This is a genomic window from Exiguobacterium sp. R-39, from assembly GCF_049942815.1.
Lineage (GTDB): Bacteria > Bacillota > Bacilli > Exiguobacteriales > Exiguobacteriaceae > Exiguobacterium_A.
This window is the reverse complement of record NZ_CP187965.1, coordinates 1324411-1343479: the sequence shown is the minus strand read 5'-3', so window position 1 is coordinate 1343479 and position 19069 is coordinate 1324411. Positions and strand designations below refer to the sequence as shown.

Sequence of the window (19069 nt, the reverse complement as noted above, 5' to 3'; positions counted from 1 at the left end):
TCTTCTTCATCAAAAAAACGTGAACTCTTCTCCTACGCTGTATTTAGCGTCGGGAAGAGTTCACGTCAGTTGGTTTCAAAGCATCTATCCTGTTTATATCCGTTTTTGGTTTCGCTCATAACCTATGACCCAACCATGTAACATCATTCCGATGATGCCCGATAATATCATAACGAGTCCGACGAGCGTTAAAATAATCTTCAAAAATGGTCCCATTTCCGTATCCGATAAGAAACGCATGAAGACGATGCCGGCTATCGTCAGCATCACTAAAGCAGGAAAATTCTTAATCATTATCGTCGCTCCTCCTAAAATCACATTTACTCTGCCGATTTATCCGCACCGAGTGCTGTCCGTTTTTGAGCTTCCTGTTTTGCATCTTCATTCCACCAGCCATTGATGAAAAACGTACAGCCGACAATCAAAGCACCAATCGGGAAATACTTCAGGTAATAATCATCAAGCGATTCACCGGCAAAGTTCGGTGACAGCTCGATGTAGGCACTGAACAGTTGAACAATGAAAAACAAGAAAAAGCTGACAATCAATGCCCACGTGCCATAACGATAATTTGGATTCTTCAACATGTGTGTTCCTCCTGGATTGAATTATTTTAATCTGATTTCTATATCGCCACCGCTACTTTCACCTTTATCGTCACGAACGATATAGTCAATGTCATACACACCCGCCGGAATGACACCGGCTTTGACTTTTCTCTTAAGCGTCACCGTTTTATGCGGTTGTACTTCTTTCGACAACCGTTTCGGTTCCACCTCTTCGTACGAATCATAGACGACTTTTTGTGAACCATGTTTACGGACCTTGACGTTGAGCAGATGACCGGCCCGGGAGGCGACTTTCACCGGATAATCGCCGGTATTGGTCAGTTTGTATTCAAATACAAACCCGTCTTTGACACTTCCTGTGTACCCCGTTTCGATTGTCTGACTGCTCGGCTTCACGTCGAGGGACATACATCCGGCTAAACTGAATAACAACGGAATAATCAGTATTTTTTTCATTTCAATTCCTCCTTTTCGCATGCGTTTCAAAAGAGTAGATGAAATGAAAGTGCTCCTTGAACGTAATGCTTTGCTTATTCCCAGCCTGGTAACGGGCGCGGTAACTGATCCGCAAAGGCGCGGTAGCCGTCATACGTCAAACCTTGACGTTGCGGATGTTCGTTTCGAATCAGTGGATCACCGGTTTCGGCTTCATTTCTAAAAAAGCTTGGTTCCGCCTGCAGGACGTGGATGGAAGAATACTGAAATCGTCGATCTGCAAGTAACTCACGGACGTCTTCCATCAGCTTTTTAAAACGCGGTCCATCGTTATATTTTGACATCAACTGCTCTTTTCGAGACTTGCCTTCATAGATCGAGACCGTATAGTAAGAACCGGATTTTGAAATCGGATATTCGATTTCGACCCGGACGGAATCAACGAACTTAATCGGCAATGGCGGCTTGACGTTTTCTTCTGGAGTATCTTCGTCGACAAAATAACTATCCTTTTCAATACTGAAGCCCTTGAACTCCCAAAACATATCACCCTGGGCGATGATCGAATACTCAAGGAACGTGCCGAAGTTTTGGCCGATTGGATCGGTGTCCTCAGTTGTTCCCTCATGATACTTCCAGTACATGTAAGGTGTGTCTTCTGTTTTAGCATGTTCCGTATGAATCAAAAGATATCCTTCACTGACTTCACCAATCACCCAAAAATAATCAAAATCTTCATCAATAAGACCATCTTCTTTTGCTTCTATTGTCGATTCGATTACTTTATCAAGAGAATACAACACCAGACCAAGACCGTCGTCAAGAATAAACAGATCCGCTCCGTCATGCAGTTCAAGAAACGTTTGGTATTCACTCGGTAATTTTTGATTAAATTCGGCTTCGAATGCCGCAAGTGACTCTGCCGTCACAGGTGCCGGAAGATTGAATTTTGCCTGCCCGATTTCATTGTACTTCCGTTGAATGAACGTTGATCCATGACTGATTTTCTGCTGAAGCCCACCGAGTACTGCTGCGATTTGATTCATATCATTCTCTCCCTGTCATGCTTTTTCCCAGCCCGGTAACGGACGCGGTAAGTCGTTCACAAATGCTTGATACCCGTCGTACTGCATGATTTGGGTTTGCGGATGTTCGACTCGTTTCGCGATTTCTTCACCGGATGCATCTTCGTTTTGCCAAATCGGTGCTTCTTTTTGGAACACAGTGATTTCTGTAAAATGGAACTGTGGTTCTTCCAGCGTGCTCATGAGAGAACGATGCACCTGTTTCATCGTATCGTAGTCAGATTTCCACCATAAATCAGGTTTTTCATTTTCATATGTATAAAAAGAAACGATAAAACCTCCCCGGCGGTAAATCGGATACTCGATTTCAATCCGGACCCGTTCCTTGGATGCAATCGACACGCCCGCCTGTACCTGTTCGGTGTCTTCTTCGACATAGTAATCGTCTTCCCGGACATCGAAAATGTTAAATTCCCAGTACATGTCGCCTTGGGCGATGATCGACCGTTCAAGGAATGTCCCAAAGTTTTGACCGATGGCATCGGTGTCTTCAGTGGACCCTTCATGATACTTCCAGTACATGTAGGGGGTATCTTCCGTTTTTGCATGATCCGTATGAATCAGAAGGTACCCTTCGTTCACCTCACCGATGATCCAGTAATGATCATAGTCTTCATCAATCAGACCGTCTTCCTTAGCTTCGATCGTCTTTTCGATCACTTCCTCGAGCGGATACAAGACCAGTCCCTCGTCACCTAACATGAACAGTTTCGCTCCGTCATGGAGTTCGAGAAAAGTCTGGTATTCGCTCGGTAACGGTTGCTTGAACGCGGTTTCGAATGCTTGAAGTGTTTCCGGTTTGACCGGTTTCGGCAAATGGAACGTGGCGTGACCGATTGAATTGTAACTACGTTGAATAAACGTCGATCCCTGGCTGATTTTTTGTTTGAGTCCGTCAAGGACAACTGCAATTTGATTCATTGGATCCACCCTCTTACTTCTCTATGTATGAGCTGTTTTGCCTCATCTTCCTTTAGTCTACCATTTTACCAATAATTTGGGTGGTTCAAGCTTCCTGTTTCTGTGGTATTCTTTTTCTAATCAAAAATGATACTCGAACAGCATCTATGTCTATTGATTTGGAGGTGAATCATGCAAAAACAGTCTTCGATGTTGCTGATTTTACTGGCGGCGATGCTTTGGGGAACAACCGGAACGTCGCAAGCCTTTGCGCCGGAAACGGCCCACCCGATTGCAATCGGCGCAGTCCGCTTGGCGGTCGGCGGCTTCTTTTTACTCAGTCTCGTCTTATTGACCGGAAAGCTGACTCTGAAAGATTGGCCGCTGCCCACGATTTTCCTCGCTGCTCTCAGCATGGCCGCTTATCAGCCGTTGTTCTTTTCCGCTGTCCTTATGACCGGAGTCGCCGTCGGAACCGTCGTCGCAATCGGCAGTGCACCGATTTTTTCCGGAGTGATTGAATGGCTTGTCTTAAGAAATCGACCGGGTACCATTTGGTGGCTGTCGACATTGCTTTCGATTGCCGGTTGTTTACTGTTGGTCATGAATCAGGCATCCGTTTCAGTCGATCCGTTCGGGATCGTGCTCGCACTCGGTGCCGGACTATCGTTTGCCGTCTACACGTTTGTCAGCCGGGACTTAGTGAAAACACACCCTCCGCTATCCGTCGTCGCGGTCGTCTTTACACTCAGCGCCCTCTTGTTATCGCCACTGTTATTCCTGTTTGATCTGTCGTGGGTCTTCAGTCTGCGCGGTGCCGGTATCAGTCTCCACCTTGGTGTCCTCGCAACAGGATTTGCCTACTTATTGTTTGCCCGCGGTCTTGCGCACGTCTCGTCGTCAACCGCTGTTACACTGTCACTCGGCGAGCCATTGACCGCTGCCTTGCTCGGTGTGTTTGTCCTCGGGGAGACGCTCAGTCTGTTGTCCTGGAGCGGTATTTTACTTTTATTTTGCGGTATCGGGTTGCTCGTCTGGTCGTCGCGTTCGATCCGGCAGCCGAACATTCCCGAACTCGCCAAGGAAAAACATTCTTAAGGAGGGAATCCGTTATGCACATCACATTCGAAAAGCTGTTGTACCGGGAAGACTATCAGATTGCGCTCGACCACTTTGTCATGGATGAAAAAAACGGTGATCGATTGGCCTTTTATTTTCGCGGCCATACGGACGAAATCATGGTACTCATCGGTGACTATTCCTGCAATTATTTTGAACTGTTGTTTGAAGCAGATTGCGTCCTGCTCCGCTCGTCGGATTTACATGAACTGGATGACGGACTGGAGTTCAGTCCGGTTCCGCTCACTCTGTATCAAGACTCGGCACTTCTGACCTTTGCGACGGCCTGGATGGGCTTGAAGCGGGACCCGTCGCGCGACTGGACGCACTATGCCATCCGGGCATTTGAACAGGACTTTCATGTCCTGTCCCCGCGTCCACCGGTCTTTACGGATCTTGGTCATAAGATGAGTGATTTTACGGTCAGACATTCTTTTAATCTGCCGAAAGAGAATTAATATAAAAAAAGCCCTACCTCGCCAAAGGTAGGGTGATGCGACTCGTCCCGCCCGACGGCTTGCGCCGGACGGGACGTAATTCAATTATACATAGCGCTCCAGTGTTTTTTCAATCGTCTGAATCGAATCGACCGGCGCAAACCGTTTGACGACCCGTCCTTTTCGATCGACAAGAAACTTCGTGAAATTCCATTTGATTTTTGACGATAACAGACCACCCTGCTGTTGCTTCAAATACGTATACAACTGATGTTCCGTCGGTCCGTTTACGTCAATCTTCTGAAACATCGGGAATGTCACACCGTAATTCAACTGACAAAACTGCATCGTTTCCTGCTGATCGGCAAACTCCTGATTGTTGAATTGGTCACACGGGAATCCGAGCACTTTGACACCTTGATCCGCATACTTGTCATGCAACTGTTGCAGGTCTCCGAGTTGCTTTACGAGCCCGCACTTACTTGCAGTATTGACGATGACAAGCACCTCTCCGGCGTAGTCGTTGAGTGAAACAGTCTGACCGGTTGCGTCCTGTACCTCGATTTCATAGAGCGATGTATTCATTTTCATTCCCCCTTTGTCATCAGTATACCTCGCTGAAAAAGCACCGTCTTTTTTGAACACGCGTCAACTTACTTACCAGATGTGTTCTTCCCGGTCGCTCAGCTTAATGACAAACGGCATGATCAACAGAAAAAACAGACTGATGTATCCGAGTGACAGATAATGTTGGGTATCTTTTGATAGATACTGTTTCTTTCCGCAGTTCGGACAGGCCTTGCCATGGTTTGCAATAGTGACAGCGAGCACATCCTTCGTTTTCCACTTATAATCACAATTCGTGCATCGTACCATCTCATCATCCCCTTTCCTCTTTTTACCTGTTTTTTTAAACAAAGGTTTCATGAATATGATAATTGGTTGAGAAAATTCAATTAGCGAAACGGGCTCATCCTCTAGCTTTAAAGCTTCTCTCCACTTCCTGAAATGCTTTGATCCAATCCCGAAAATCGTCGTCTACATGAAAATACTCGTCCGGACTATTTTGCAAATCCATTCCACAGACTGTCGTCAGACAACGAAAAACAGCCAATTCCTGCTTCGTCAACGACCTGCCTTCTTTCTCTTCCATCCACTCCAAATCCGCCATCCGTTCATATGCCCACTCGGATACTTCCTCTCGTGTCAGTTGTTTTTTCAGAACGTGTTCCAGTTTTTTTATTACATCATCGATTTGAATAGTTCTCATGTCATCATCTCCCAATTAAATAATCATATGAATAATTCAGGCATTAAATCCTTTAATTTTTATGGTATAATTTTACATATGAAGTTCTGAACTCTATCCTCATCGTGAAACAAAGAAGTTCATAGTCCTAACGATTTAGAAATGGAGGTCATCCCGTTGAAAAAAGTAATTACTCCTTTTCTTTGCATCCCGTTCCTGCTGTTATCATCCTGTACAGACGAAACAGAAAAAACAGTGACGCACTCTGAAAGTAAAGAATTTAAACCGGAAACTGTGAAAATCAACAAGGATAGTGAATTAAACATCGTTCCGCTTTATACGCCCTATCAAAACTATTTGAAGGCATCCCTTAAAGAAAATGATCCAGAAGCGGATAAAAATAGTTATGCGAAATCTGTTCTCGGTTACATAGGTGAAATTGGAGAGAAGGAAAACTTTGATACGACCAGTTTAAAAGGCTACTTTTTATTGCAATCAACTGTTTACGAGCAAGAACTGGTGGATCGGACAAACGAGTTGATGAAACACCATGACGAAATCAAAGACATCATCATAAAAAACTATACCGCTGCAAATAAGGTACTTCCGAAAAAGAAAAGTACGATTTTCATCGTACCTACCAACTCGGAATATTCTTCTATGAGTGAATCTATGAAAGGCGTATTTGCCGCAGCATATAAGGACACGTTCATCCTGTATCTCGATACAAACTTTGATCAGGATACACTTGCTTACACAGTCGCACATGAATACCATCATTTGATTCTTCAAGATACAGCCGAATATAAAATGAATGAGATTCTTGATTCAATCATCACCGAGGGCAAGGCGGATGCCTTTGCCGACCGTGTCGTCAAGGACGTTTCACCGCCGTGGAACGTACCGATGGATGACAAGTCCAAGAAACATGTAGCCAGTTTGATCGAGAGCGGTGAAGCTACTTATGAAGAAGTTGTAGGCGGTAGTCAGCAAAAAGACATTCCCCAATGGAGTAACTATATCTTAGGACGGGATGTCATGGATCATTACTTTAAAACGAATCCTGATCATTCCATATCGGAATGGACATTTGCAGATCAACAGGATATTTTAAAAGGCTACAAGTACCAAGATATTCTGGAATGATACATTAATACATTTCGAAAAAACTATCATTGTAGGATGGTTACTTAGTAAACGGATTTCAATCTTCTCTTAAACTTACGTTGGATAATGCCCGAATTACATTTTCGATGATGTCGAGAGAAGCTGGAATCTGAATCCATTTTTCCATTACCTGGTCAAAATAAAGTCCTTGTTTTCGCATGTTTTCTTTATTGTTCACTTCATCAAATTCTAAAATTTGATTCAGATTTCGATTGGCTTCCTCAAAGTCATCGAACGGTCCTGAACCATAATAAAAGAGTAAGTCTTCTTTTGTAAATCCTTCTAATTCTAGAATCTTTTCTTCCATTAATTCGAGCGGACGTATGCGGGCTTTCGCGTAATCGATGATTGTCGGATAAATGCCAAATGGTATGTCGTATTCTAAAAATCGTTCCGAATACCATTCCCAAATCCATTTCCACTTACAGATGAAATACACGATGTATTCTACTTGCGATGTTTCTTCCAGCTCATGCATTTCGTAAGATAATGTGATGGTGTCTTGTTCCAGCTCGAATTCAATAATAAATTCACCATTCCTATTTTCATCTTCCAGAAGTTCATTGATTCGTAAATCATTTAGTTTAAGATAGTCCAACAATGAAACTGGTCTTTTCGCTTCTTCACGAAATAAAACGCTAATATTTTTAATCACTTCGATTGTCATTTAGAACCTCCAAAAGGAATCAAGCAAGATCACCTTGCTTGATTCCAGTAGTTTTATCAAAACCAGGTACAAATATACCTACTCCTAAACCTTAAGAACGAAATCCTAATAAAAGTCATAACCGGGTACCTGTATACAACAAATACAAAATGAAGGAGTAGAAAACATGTTTTATGATGAATACGAACTGCTTGAGTTATTCGAATCCGAACCGGAAGAACTTTATCAGGAAGGTGCCGGTTTTTATATGTATAAGAAGGTCGACAAACTTGGGTTTCAGCTATTATTGTATATCTCACAATATGAACATAAATGCAACGTCAGTCTAAGTAATGATATGTACAGGTGAACAATCTTCGAATTTGAACTATATCATATAGAATCAATAAGAAATGAAAATGAGTGTTTAAAAATCAGAGCCAATTCAGGAAAAACAGAAATTGATATACAGTGTAAGCCACATTTCAGTTTAACCCATATTAGATTATCGGATTAAGCATACGATTGACCTTTTAAGATACCATTTACGAAGGAGGACAGTTTCAGATGCGTAAATTTTTATTAATCGGCTCTGTGATTATCATCATTGCTTTGTTCGTTCAATTCGAACCCTTCCGTGATGAACCACCCGATCCCCGTGTCGAGATACAGGGAAAAAGTATTCCAACGGTTCAAGGGACATTTTGCTGGAGTGGCCTGTTTAGCGGCCAATGCGTAGACAAAATCTATGTAGACGGTTTACACATGACTGAAAAAAGTAAACCGGTCACCGTCATGCCGAACGAGAAAATCCGGATTGCCTTCGATCCAGAACCTGATACAATCAACATCCTTCAATTTAACAACAAGAAGACCGGTAACCCGGTTAGGTTAAAAAATAATCAACTCGTAACACCGAAAGAAGCCGGCACATATGCCTATGAACTTCAAGCAAGATGGTCAAAGAATGGTGACGGTCAGTTTGCTTTCTTAATCAAAGTAGATTGAAGGAAGAACGAATAGATCTTGTGTCTATACATCTAAATACGTATTACAATGTATTGCAAAGGAGATGTACGGTATAGTTTGAGCGCGGAGCTCAAAAGTCTCTTAACAAGATAGATCCGCGGATCATCATGTCCTGGATCAAGAAGAATATGGTCAGGACGGATGATTCGCGTTGTCATGGAAAGGGACTTGTTTCGAATCGTTCGGGTGAATGGCGGTATCGCATCGGACTATCGTTTGATCGCTTACAAAATTCGTCATCTTGATTCTCGATATCGGGCATCGTCGTGATGTTTATAAATGATTGTTGTGAAGAATAATTAAATAATTAACCTAGCAAACAGCATAGTTACTATAGAAAGAAGTCCACATCATTCCTCAGATGTGGACTTTTTTTCTTTCAAATCTACCCTAGAACAGTTCGTCTATCTTGTTCACCTTTATCTACATAGAAATTTAGATTATCAACAATATTTTATAAAAATCATTTTTATATTAAAAATCAATCTAAAATATCCGATATTACTTTAAGACATACTTTACTTATTTTTAAAAGGAGAGGAACTATTTTGCCCAAAAATAAAAGTTATCCTTTTCTTTTAACCACTGGAATTGGTTTGTTATTTTGGTATGGTAACAACTTTTTTGAAGCATCTCAATGGAATGCATTGGTTTTACTAAATATTATTCAGTTTCTAGTTGGTCTATTAAGCACTTTTTGGATTGCAAGAGCTTACTATCGCTCTCATCCATCACTCAAGCAATTTTGGCTTTTTTTGAGCCTAGCAACTAGCATGTCCGCTACAGGTACCTTCATATGGATCATTTTACTTTATTTCGAACAGACGATGAGTTTCCCTACTACATCCTATCTTGCATGGACAGGGTCCTATCTCTTTTATTTTGCAGCACTTTTAAACAGACTAAAAAAAAGCTCGCTTGGAGTATCGAACGCCACCTACCTTTTTAATACCATGATCTATATGATTACAGCCAGCTCAATCAGTTATTACTATCTACTTTATCCGCTTTATCGGATCGAGCAACATTCGATATGGAATATAGCCTTCACATTTCTTTTTCAACTTGCCGATTTAGGCATTTTATTTTTTGTCATCACACTTTTTTATCTGATTCAATTCAATAAAAAAAACCATTCACTCCTCTTTCTTGTTACTGGATTATCCCTTCAAGTTCTAGGCGATGTTCTTTTTGCACAGATGAATATGGAGAGCGGTTATAAAACCGGCGGGATTGTGGATTTCATTTGGACAATCGCATTGCTCTTCATTGGATTCACTGCTCTTTTTTACAAAGATGAACAGAATGAGAGAGATGTTCCTCCTGCGACAGGACCTTACTTAAAAAAAGAATTTATCTTTCCTTACACGAGCATCCTTATTCTCTCTATCTTGATGATGCAGAGTTACGAATGGAATTTAAATGCATTGAGTGCCGGTTGGATCATCATTTTTCTTCTCGTCATAGTAAGACAAGCTTTTACTGTCCTTAAAAATAATACGTTGTTACTTGAATTAAAAAAGACTGCTTATATAGATGTATTGACAGGACTAGGTAATCGTTCTGCGTTTAAACAAGAAACAGCATCCTTGTTCAACAATAAAGAACGATCTCTTTCTTTCATATTGTTACAAATTGACCGGATAAAGATATTCAACGACGCCTTTGGTTATCAGGTCGGCGAACAACTCATTCAGGAAGTTTCTTCACGACTGAAAGAGTTAGATACGATGAAGGTTACGATCTATCGTTTCAGTGAAGATGAGTTTTTACTTGTTCTCAAGAATAGTTCGAAATCAGCTATTGGAAAAGTAAAGGAACATATCCTGATGTCTTTAGAAGATTCATTTAAATTAAAGGACTTTGAATTAAATATCATCGCGCACGGTGGCATCACGACATTCCCTGATCAAAGTCAAACCATTGAGGAAGTGCAGTTACAAACAGCGGAAGCTCTATCTCAAGCGAAACAACATGGAAATCATTCTTTCGTATTTTATGATTCCGAACTAAAATCAAACGTTGTGCGTAAACTCGAAATGGAATCTCATTTACGTCATGCCATCAGCCAAAATCAATTGACTGTCTACTATCAATCTAAAATTGATTTGAAGTCGGGACGGATTGTCGGAATGGAAGCTCTACTCCGTTGGTATCATCCAAAACATGGATGGATATCGCCTATAGAATTTATTCCAATCGCTGAAGAATCTGGTTTGATTAACGAAATCGGCGAATGGGTGATTCGAACTGCGGCCTATCAAAGTAAGCAACTCCAACTGATTGGATTTGATCCGTTACTCCTGTCTGTGAACGTATCGGCACTTCAATTCCAAAATCCGTACTTCTGCAAAATGATCCATCAGATCATTCAAGAAACACAGTTAGATCCTCAATGGCTTGAACTGGAGATTACAGAGAGTATCGTTCAAAACATTCAGGAAAGTGTCTCCATCTTGCAACAACTGAGGTCTTTAAACATCAAGACATCCATCGATGATTTTGGGACGGGATATTCCTCTTTGAATGTATTAGAACAATTACCCATTGATACGTTGAAAATTGATAAGTCATTCATCGACCGCTTGACTCAAAATACGTCTTCCCCCATGGTGAAAACGATTATCGATCTTGGATTAAATCTCAATTTAACCATCGTAGCGGAAGGAATCGAAACGATTGAGCAAAAATCGCAGCTGGAATCCTATGGATGTATGATTGGCCAAGGCTATCTATTTTCTCGGCCCATCGATTTTGACTCGTTCATTCATCTACTACAAAATCATCCTATTCCTAAAGAAATGTCCTATTGAAATTGAAGTGCATGATGGAGACGATGCTTGACTGTCTCTATCATGCATTTCATGATTTATTAATCGTATGATGAATTCAGTTATATGACAGGAATACCTAGAGTTCACTTTATAAAATCATAGACCTGTTTTATAAACCATATTTTATGAAAGAAGAACTCATTGTATACTTAGAAAATATGATTAAAAGGAGTATATGAATAGCATGTCTAAACGACCTAAGATTTTTATCCTGATCATTCTCCTATATGTTTTAGGATATTACGGCTGGATATTCACCTTCCCTGATTCAGCCTCTCTACAAATAGTAGGAGGAAGTCTCTTTTCGATCGTCGGACTCTTGATTGCGCTCTTCTATCTAAAATTAGCCGTCAGTCAAGCGAATTCCAAAGACCGTAAGTTTTGGTCCTTCATCGGACTCGGAACCTTTTTTTATTTAATCGCTGAATTGATTTGGTTTTTTTCAGAGAGTGTCTTAAACGAAGACGTGTCATTTCCAGGATCACCAGATATTTTTTACATTTTACAGGCTCTTTGCCTCCTCTATGCTTTGATCCATAAAATTTTAAAGGAAGCAGCTATCCAACAACGGATTTCTTTTTTGTTTGATGTCATGATTATTCTAGTCGTGGCCAGTACGTTCTCATGGCACTTTTTGATTGCACCTATCCTGACTACAAGTGTTGCTTCTATGGAGGCTTTAGTCGTTTCTTTGATCTATCCGATTGGAGACCTAGGCATGCTGGTCGCTGTTTCTTTTCTATTTTTCAATTTATCGACTAAAGACAAAAATCATTCAATGTATCTCATTATCGTAGCGGTGGCATTGCAAGCCATTGCCGACTCCGTCTATCTGTACTTAATCGCGCAAGACACTTATATTACAGGTAGTTGGATTGATCCTTTGTTCATTGTTGGAATGATTCTCTTAAGCTTCGCTGGTCTTCAAAGTAACTTAGACCAAAAAAATATAGATTCTCCTGAAGAAATCGAAAGACTAAACGTGTTTCAAATGCTGACGCCTTATGGCGGCGTGTTGATCCTGTTCGTCTTCATGGGATTTCACTCTACAAACTTTGATATCGTGACGATGGGTTCTGGTCTTTCGATTTTATTGGTCATCATCCGGCAAATTTTAATCATTTTCGAAAATCACAAATTAGTCCGGCGTTATTATCATCAAGCTCAGATTCTCGAAATGAGTGAGGAGCGCTATAAATCGTTATTCGAATACCATCCGGACCCTGTCTATTCAACGGATCTCAGCGGGAAATTCGATAGTGCCAATACAGCGTGTACTCATCTACTCGGCATATCCAAGGTTGATTTGATCGGCCAAAACAGTTTGCGGTACGTCAAGGACTCTCACCGAAAGCGTGTATCGCAAGAATTAAAAGCAGTCTTTAATGGCATGCCCCGTAGTTATGAGACGGTCGTCCAAAACGTGGCTGGCTCCGCACTACATGTGAACATCACGAACGTCCCGATCATCGTCCGAAACGAATTGGTCGGAATTTTTGGCATCGGTAAGGATGTAACCGAAGCGCGACGAATTGAACAAGAGATTCATTACCTCGCTTACCACGATGCACTTACGGGACTTTTCAATCGTCCTGCTTTCGAGGAGCGTCTGTCTGGACTTATTAAACACCGCCCCTCGAAAAATGACTCAAACGTTTCTTTGTTTTTTATGGATTTAAATCAGTTTAAACATGTCAACGATACACTCGGACACGATGTCGGAGATCAATTACTCAAAGCCGTTGCTACACGATTAAAAACATTCGAAGATCTTTTCGAGATGATGGCGCGACAGGGAGGCGACGAGTTCACGCTTTTGTTGAGAGATGTTGCCACGTATGAACAGTTGCTTCATTTAGCAGACCGATTGTTGACGGCATTACAGGAACCCTATCAAATCGATCATCATGTCATCACTTGTCCCCCAAGTATCGGAATTTCTTGTCACCCGAATGATGCTTTGACTATGCTAGAAATGATGAAGCACGCGGATCTCGCGATGTATCATGCGAAACAAACCAAAACAGGAAGCTATGTTTTTTACAGTGAACTTCAACATATGCCACTATAAGCGCACCCCATTCTACTGAAACTCTTTCGTTTCCATGGACGTATCGAATATCTCGAATAGACTGTACAATATACGGTTATTGAACTATTTCAAATCAATTCTTCTAAATTTCTAAAGCGCTCCATGTTTTATAGATCAATAATTAGGAATATAGAGGTACGCACTATGAAGTCGCCTTTCTAATTATTATTGTAGTAGAAGAGCAACATTTGATGATGTATCTGACACATGCATCTATATCCTTTTCAGTACTTTTTTGGATATCTTTCCAGAAAGGAGAATTTATGAAAAACATAAGATACTTGTTATATATTATTACTTTTTTATTATTTTTATTTATTTACAATTCTTTTTTCAATTATGATTTTTTTAAATTTATTTTCTCTCTTTCTTCAACAAAACCTATACATTTTTGTCTAGCGTTTAGTTTCATTACTTGTATTTGTTCAATCATGCTAATCATAAAAACCAGTTCATTTAATGATAAAAAAGCAACTATTGGAGTTCTAATTACTCTCATAATCAATTTAGCCTTTGTATTCATAACAGGAGCAGTTGATTTAATTGGTTCTTTATGGGCTTGAACTGTATAAACTATACTGACTGACTGAAAAATAAAAAAAATCATTTATTATGATGTGCTTCCAAATTTGTAGACAGATGAAATAAAAAATCTGTTTTCCTATTAGGGAGCCTTTTTGTATGGCGATAATCATACCTTTGGTTAAAAAAATTATAAGTCCTTCCAATATACCAATTTAAGATTTATAAAGTTTAAAATGTATATGATCCGTAAAGTCTTTAGAAAAATATTTATTCCTTAAAGTAAAAAATCTGAAGAAAACGTTTTTTTACTTAATCATATTAATTGAAAAAAATAGTAGAACTTAAATATAAATATTTATACTATTTTTGATTAAAACAGGGAATAAATAAACATGTATGTATTGGATACCTTAAACTTATATGGAGGTGTAATGATGAACAACTTTTGGAACACGACGTCATTTGACGTCAACAGGATTCTAGGAACTCTCGGAAATATTTTAGGAGCACTTATCGTATTCCTGATTGGGTGGCTGATTGCGAAACTGATCGCAAACGGTATTCAAAAAGCATTAGAAAAATCTGGTGTCGTTCATAAGTTGTCACCACAAAAAGAAGGTACACCACCACAAAAGAAAAAGTGGACGCCTGAAAAAATTATCGGGACAGTCATTTTCTGGGTCTTGATGGTTTTCGTTCTCATCCTAGTCTTTAACATCTTGAACTTGAACATCATCGCAGGACCGCTTGCGGATACGATGAGCACATTGCTCGCAGCGATCCCGAACATCCTGAAAGCAGCATTGATTCTTCTTTTGGCTTACGTCATCGCGGTCGTACTGCGCATGGTCATAGTCAAAGGCGGAACGAAATTGATGTCGAACGAAAAAGTCCGTTCGAACAAAATGCTTCAAGGTCAAACGGATCTTTCGAACTATCCGAAGATTGCAGGCGAAATCGTCTTCTATCTTGTCTTGTTATTGTTCCTACCAGGTGTACTGGGTGCGCTCAACATTGAAAGTGTTTCTGAGCCGTTCAGCCAATTACTCTCGTCGTTCCTTGGATTCATCCCACGTCTGATTGCTGCAGCAGCGATCTTCTTCGTCGGATTCCTCGTTGCGAAAATCGTTCGCGATATCGTCACGAACTTCCTGCATGCAGTCGGTACAGACAAATTTGCTTCACGCTTCAACATCGGTACAAACGAACAAAAAGATACAAAATCACTTTCTTCCATCTTAGGTACAGTCGTCTTCATCCTGATCTTAATCCCGATTACGATTTCGGCACTTGACCAGCTCAACATCAAAGGGATTACAGGACCAGCCATCAACATGTTAAATGATGTTCTTGGTATGATTCCGAACATCATTATCGGTGTCGTCTTGATCCTTGTCGGTCTTTATGTCGGTCGTTTCGTTAAGAAATTCGTCGCAGACCTCTTGTCACGCCTCGGTTTCAATAACTTAACACGCCACTTGAAAATCGGTAACTGGGATGCAAACAATGCCTCGACATCACCATCATCAATCGTTGGATCACTCGTTGAAATCGTCATCGTCGTCTTGTTCGTCGTTGAAGCATTCAATCTGATCGGTCTCAACTTCATGGTTGATCTCGGTCGCGCGGTTCTTGCTTTCCTTCCAAGCGTCTTGACAGCGATCATCATCTTGGCCATCGGTATCATCATCAGCAACTTGGTGAAACGCACAATGGACAGCCTGTTTGCTAACTCAGATTTAAAAGTTCTTTCAAGCGTCGCAAAATATGCCATCCTTGCTCTTGCTGTATTCATGGCACTTGATCAACTTGGTGTTGCTGCTACAATCGTTAACTCAGCGTTCATCTTGATCCTCGGTGCTGTTGCTCTTGCTTTCGGACTCGCGTTTGGCTTAGGTGGCCGTGATAATGCATCACGTTACCTCGATCGTCTCCAGAAAAAAGCAGAGAATGCAGATATCGACACATCGAACCTGCCGTCAAACCACACATCGTCTGCTTCGACGAAGCCAAGCTTAAAAGAAGCAGCAAAAGGTGCCGCGTCAAAAGCAGCAGATGACGTCACACCAGATCAAGCACCAAAAGCTTCTAAACCATCATCTTCTACGAACGTGAACCCGACACACGGTACACCAAAAGGGGCACTTCCTGAAAATGATTTAGCACAACAAGACGATTACCCGATCAATCCGAATGATCCTATCGGTCCAAACATTAATCGTTCGAATACTCGTCGTGAATTGAACAATCCTCCATCAGACTACGATCAATTATAAAGTTGTAGGTGAAAATTCAAAGAATTTTTTGTAATCAAAAAGGACATTATTTATTAATGTCCTTTTACTTACGGTGAGGAGGTAAACAATTGTGAAACTTCTCAAAGGAGAACAACTTAAAAAGTATCTAGAAAAACAAGACTTTCCGCAAGATTTCGTTTTTGAAGAAGTTATCAGTACCGCTAATGTTGCAAAAATAAAAATCTATTCCAATCATCCGGTTTCATTGTATTCTACTAATCTTCAACAATTTGATATTTCACGGTCTGTCGTAGGTGAAATACACTATTATCTAAATTTATCAACACTCGAAAAACGTTTTGATATAGAATTCTCGAACGGGAGCAAACACCAAATCGTTCTTCTATCATATGAACCTATAGAAAAAATTGTTACCCTACTTCACCACTTCTTCGAAAATCACTCTCAATGAAACAAATAAAAAACGAGTATCAGTTCTTGAACTGATACTCGTTTTTAAAGGAGATTGATTATACCGATGCTCATTTAATAATGCGGTACCAAACAAGTCATCTAATCAAATGGAATAGTATTGATTTTCCCAAATGATAAGTATTTAAACATTCGATATGAAAGATATTTTTAGCCTCACGGAGAGCACGTGTACTCACTTTTATACCAAAAAATAATCAGTTCTTTTTGGTGTTTAAAAATAGGAGGTTAAAACAAAGAAAATTATTAGACATGCAACAAATAGAATTGAAAATTTATTTAATTCTCCCTTGAAAATTCGTTCAAAGATATTTTCTCTTTTCGAATTTTTGTAGGTTTTTTTGTGCATTACTATACCTCCTTAGTTGTATGCAAATGTTATTCCTTTTTATTTCTTTTCCCTATTAGTCAGTTTTCAGCTCATAATTCTCGCTTACGATTTTTCATTAGAAAAACTCAAATGTTTATTTACATATTCCTATACCTTACTTAAACCTTTATTAAAAGACAGGTTCACATGTACCTTTTGTATTATCTGAAAATTTATATCGAGGATGTTTAATTCGAAAAAAAGGAAGGGAAATTTAAAATGCCTATTTATAGAGCGCTCTCATTTAAAAAAGGAGGATGAGATCATGAGTAGAGAAGGTAATTTAAAAATCTCGCAGTGGAAAAGTAGATTTTCCTAAGATACGGTTTACAACATCATTGTTAGCCACCCATACACGGTCAACTAGTTATCTACTGTTTTACTACCAACCATTCTATAAATGAGTTTTTTTCTACATTTTATATAATAATTACTTTTTATTACTTTAATAAACATGTATAATTTACACATGTACAAATATTGGAGGTACTTGATTTGCGTTTTTTTCGAAGAGGTCTACTTGTCTTTGAACATTCTTGGATCCCTCAATCCGAGTGGCAACAAACATGTGATAGCCGAAGGGTAAAATTAAATTGTCTTCCTCACGAAACGTTGATTGGACTGGCTTTTAATAAAGAAAAGCAACTGGTTCAAATCACAAAAAATTCTTTATACACGGCATCCATTTTTTATATAACTCTTCTCGAGGGACCACTTGAACCCTCTTTTATATTAAATACACAGTCTTGCATGAGTGTTCAGCTGATAAGTACAGGAATCGAAAATTCTTCTACTTCTTCTGAGTTTGAGTTGTTAGATCTTCATGTTCGAAAAGAAGGAATCGGAGAGAGAGGACTTTTGCTCGAAGCATTGATTTGTGATTTCAAGAATCGATATGACAAATTCAGCATTCATGGAAATTTCAACCACATCTCTGATTCGGGGAAAATATCTATTGAATGTTTCACTCGTTTCGGTTTCAAGTTGAATAATAATGAGTTAATTTATACATCATCATAAAACATCTTTTATTTATGGAGTATCTACACAAATAAAAGATGTTTTTATTATGGAGCTTTCTATTTATTTCATCTATTTCTTTAATAGAAAGTATACTTTTTTGCTCCATTTTTAATTTTATAATTTATTTACTTTCTACGACTCTTTTAATAAGAATTAGTACAGTGAATAACAAAAAAATTTTTTAAAAACTCAACATAATAAATAGACATTTGTAGAAAAAAATCCCTCAGTAATTTTCATTAACTATTTTGAGAAAGTCAGTCTTAAGTGCAATGTAACTTTTATACTTTAGTTGTATAGTTTGATTTGAAGGTAAGGCTTATTCTAACAAGGAAAGGAGTAAATTAAATGGAGTTACCTCAAAAAAGTATTCTTTTTTTAAAAACATGTCTTATCATACTATTACTTCTTTTAATTGGATTAGCAGGATATGGAGTTTCTGCACTGATGAAAGGAATAACAAGTTCTTTAATATTTGAAAAACCCGGATATATAGTATTGCTAGTTGCTTATATGGCTTTAATACCTTTAATATTCTCTATTTTTCATGGCCTTCGTATATTACAATTCATATCAAAAAGCTCTAAATCAATCGATTTGATTTTTTTATCGGCTCAAATGATAAGAAAGTCGTTTTTATTTATTGCCTTTTTAGCTCTTTGTATTTTACCGATATTTTTTTATATTGGGCAAATGGACGATGCTCCAGGTTTGGTACTAGTGGGCATAATTCTTATTGTAGTACCGTTAGCAGTAAGCGCTATATTTAGATGTTTTCAATACATTCTTAAAGATCATTTTCTTTCTTAAAGATTAAAAACTAGTATGAGGAATTAAGTATAAAACAGTGTTACGCTTTC

General features: G+C 39.3%; 20 protein-coding genes. 10 read left to right on the top strand and 10 right to left on the bottom strand.

The annotated features are described in order from the left end of the window. Window positions 1–93: 93 nt before the first annotated feature. The 5 genes from ACP26N_RS06855 to ACP26N_RS06835 all read right to left on the bottom strand — a co-directional run bounded on the left by ACP26N_RS06855 (window position 94) and on the right by ACP26N_RS06835 (window position 3010). Complete coding sequence (locus tag ACP26N_RS06855) at window positions 94–294, bottom strand: hypothetical protein (RefSeq protein ID WP_426355136.1); 201 nt, start codon at window positions 292–294, stop codon at window positions 94–96. Between the two features lie 26 nt (window positions 295–320). Further along, window positions 321–587, bottom strand: coding sequence for a hypothetical protein (locus ACP26N_RS06850; protein ID WP_214853504.1), 267 nt, complete (start codon window positions 585–587; stop codon window positions 321–323). 21 nt (window positions 588–608) lie between these two features. Next, the gene (locus ACP26N_RS06845) at window positions 609–1025 is read right to left on the bottom strand and encodes a hypothetical protein (protein ID WP_131972943.1); all 417 of its coding nucleotides are present in this window, start codon (window positions 1023–1025) and stop codon (window positions 609–611) included. A gap of 74 nt (window positions 1026–1099) precedes the next feature. Next, entirely contained in the window at window positions 1100–2050 is a 951-nt protein-coding gene (locus ACP26N_RS06840; RefSeq protein ID WP_131972944.1) for an SMI1/KNR4 family protein, read from the bottom strand. A 15-nt stretch (window positions 2051–2065) separates the two neighbouring features. Continuing rightward, entirely contained in the window at window positions 2066–3010 is a 945-nt protein-coding gene (locus ACP26N_RS06835) for an SMI1/KNR4 family protein (RefSeq protein WP_131972945.1), read from the bottom strand. Between the two features lie 171 nt (window positions 3011–3181). Here ACP26N_RS06835 and ACP26N_RS06830 point away from each other — a divergent pair, with 171 nt between their 5' ends. Beyond that, complete coding sequence (locus ACP26N_RS06830) at window positions 3182–4087, top strand: DMT family transporter (RefSeq protein ID WP_131972946.1); 906 nt, start codon at window positions 3182–3184, stop codon at window positions 4085–4087. 14 nt (window positions 4088–4101) lie between these two features. Beyond that, entirely contained in the window at window positions 4102–4566 is a 465-nt protein-coding gene (locus ACP26N_RS06825) for a hypothetical protein (protein WP_131972947.1), read from the top strand. An 84-nt stretch (window positions 4567–4650) separates the two neighbouring features. On the opposite strand, the gene ACP26N_RS06820 is transcribed toward ACP26N_RS06825, so the two are convergent. The 3 genes from ACP26N_RS06820 to ACP26N_RS06810 form a co-directional block, all read right to left on the bottom strand. Further along, window positions 4651–5130: a glutathione peroxidase gene (locus tag ACP26N_RS06820; RefSeq protein WP_131972948.1), complete on the bottom strand. Its 480-nt coding sequence runs from the start codon at window positions 5128–5130 to the stop codon at window positions 4651–4653. Window positions 5131–5202: 72 nt separating this feature from the next. Continuing rightward, a complete protein-coding gene (locus tag ACP26N_RS06815; RefSeq protein ID WP_131972949.1) occupies window positions 5203–5421 on the bottom strand; it encodes a hypothetical protein in 219 nt (72 codons plus the stop codon). 94 nt (window positions 5422–5515) lie between these two features. Beyond that, a complete protein-coding gene (locus ACP26N_RS06810; RefSeq protein WP_131972950.1) occupies window positions 5516–5815 on the bottom strand; it encodes a hypothetical protein in 300 nt (99 codons plus the stop codon). A gap of 156 nt (window positions 5816–5971) precedes the next feature. Here ACP26N_RS06810 and ACP26N_RS06805 point away from each other — a divergent pair, with 156 nt between their 5' ends. Then, window positions 5972–6940 carry a DUF2268 domain-containing protein gene (locus ACP26N_RS06805; RefSeq protein WP_426355134.1) on the top strand — a complete coding sequence of 323 codons (969 nt, stop codon included), beginning with the start codon at window positions 5972–5974 and terminating at the stop codon, window positions 6938–6940. Window positions 6941–6998: 58 nt separating this feature from the next. Here the strand turns inward: ACP26N_RS06805 and ACP26N_RS06800 are convergent, their stop codons facing one another. After that, window positions 6999–7628 (bottom strand): hypothetical protein, encoded by a 630-nt coding sequence (locus ACP26N_RS06800; protein WP_131972952.1) that lies wholly within the window; start codon window positions 7626–7628, stop codon window positions 6999–7001. 546 nt (window positions 7629–8174) lie between these two features. Here ACP26N_RS06800 and ACP26N_RS06795 point away from each other — a divergent pair. From ACP26N_RS06795 to ACP26N_RS06785, 3 genes are all read left to right on the top strand, one after another. Further along, entirely contained in the window at window positions 8175–8615 is a 441-nt protein-coding gene (locus ACP26N_RS06795) for a hypothetical protein (protein ID WP_131972953.1), read from the top strand. 569 nt (window positions 8616–9184) lie between these two features. Further along, window positions 9185–11449, top strand: coding sequence for a bifunctional diguanylate cyclase/phosphodiesterase (locus tag ACP26N_RS06790; protein ID WP_131972954.1), 2265 nt, complete (start codon window positions 9185–9187; stop codon window positions 11447–11449). 205 nt (window positions 11450–11654) lie between these two features. Then, window positions 11655–13541 (top strand): DUF4084 domain-containing protein, encoded by a 1887-nt coding sequence (locus tag ACP26N_RS06785; RefSeq protein WP_165871648.1) that lies wholly within the window; start codon window positions 11655–11657, stop codon window positions 13539–13541. Window positions 13542–13899: 358 nt separating this feature from the next. Here the strand turns inward: ACP26N_RS06785 and ACP26N_RS06780 are convergent, their stop codons facing one another. Then, a complete protein-coding gene (locus tag ACP26N_RS06780) occupies window positions 13900–14169 on the bottom strand; it encodes a hypothetical protein (RefSeq protein WP_131972956.1) in 270 nt (89 codons plus the stop codon). Between the two features lie 352 nt (window positions 14170–14521). Here ACP26N_RS06780 and ACP26N_RS06775 point away from each other — a divergent pair, with 352 nt between their 5' ends. The 4 genes from ACP26N_RS06775 to ACP26N_RS06760 all read left to right on the top strand — a co-directional run bounded on the left by ACP26N_RS06775 (window position 14522) and on the right by ACP26N_RS06760 (window position 19019). Next, on the top strand, window positions 14522–16363 hold the full coding sequence (locus ACP26N_RS06775) for a mechanosensitive ion channel (protein WP_426355132.1): 1842 nt from the start codon (window positions 14522–14524) through the stop codon (window positions 16361–16363). A 91-nt stretch (window positions 16364–16454) separates the two neighbouring features. Beyond that, complete coding sequence (locus ACP26N_RS06770; RefSeq protein ID WP_188004158.1) at window positions 16455–16796, top strand: hypothetical protein; 342 nt, start codon at window positions 16455–16457, stop codon at window positions 16794–16796. Window positions 16797–17681: 885 nt separating this feature from the next. Next, the gene (locus tag ACP26N_RS06765; RefSeq protein ID WP_131972959.1) at window positions 17682–18206 is read left to right on the top strand and encodes a hypothetical protein; all 525 of its coding nucleotides are present in this window, start codon (window positions 17682–17684) and stop codon (window positions 18204–18206) included. A 351-nt stretch (window positions 18207–18557) separates the two neighbouring features. Continuing rightward, window positions 18558–19019, top strand: a complete 462-nt coding sequence (locus ACP26N_RS06760) for a DUF2975 domain-containing protein (RefSeq protein ID WP_131972960.1) — start codon at window positions 18558–18560, stop codon at window positions 19017–19019. The last annotated feature ends 50 nt before the right edge of the window (window positions 19020–19069 follow it).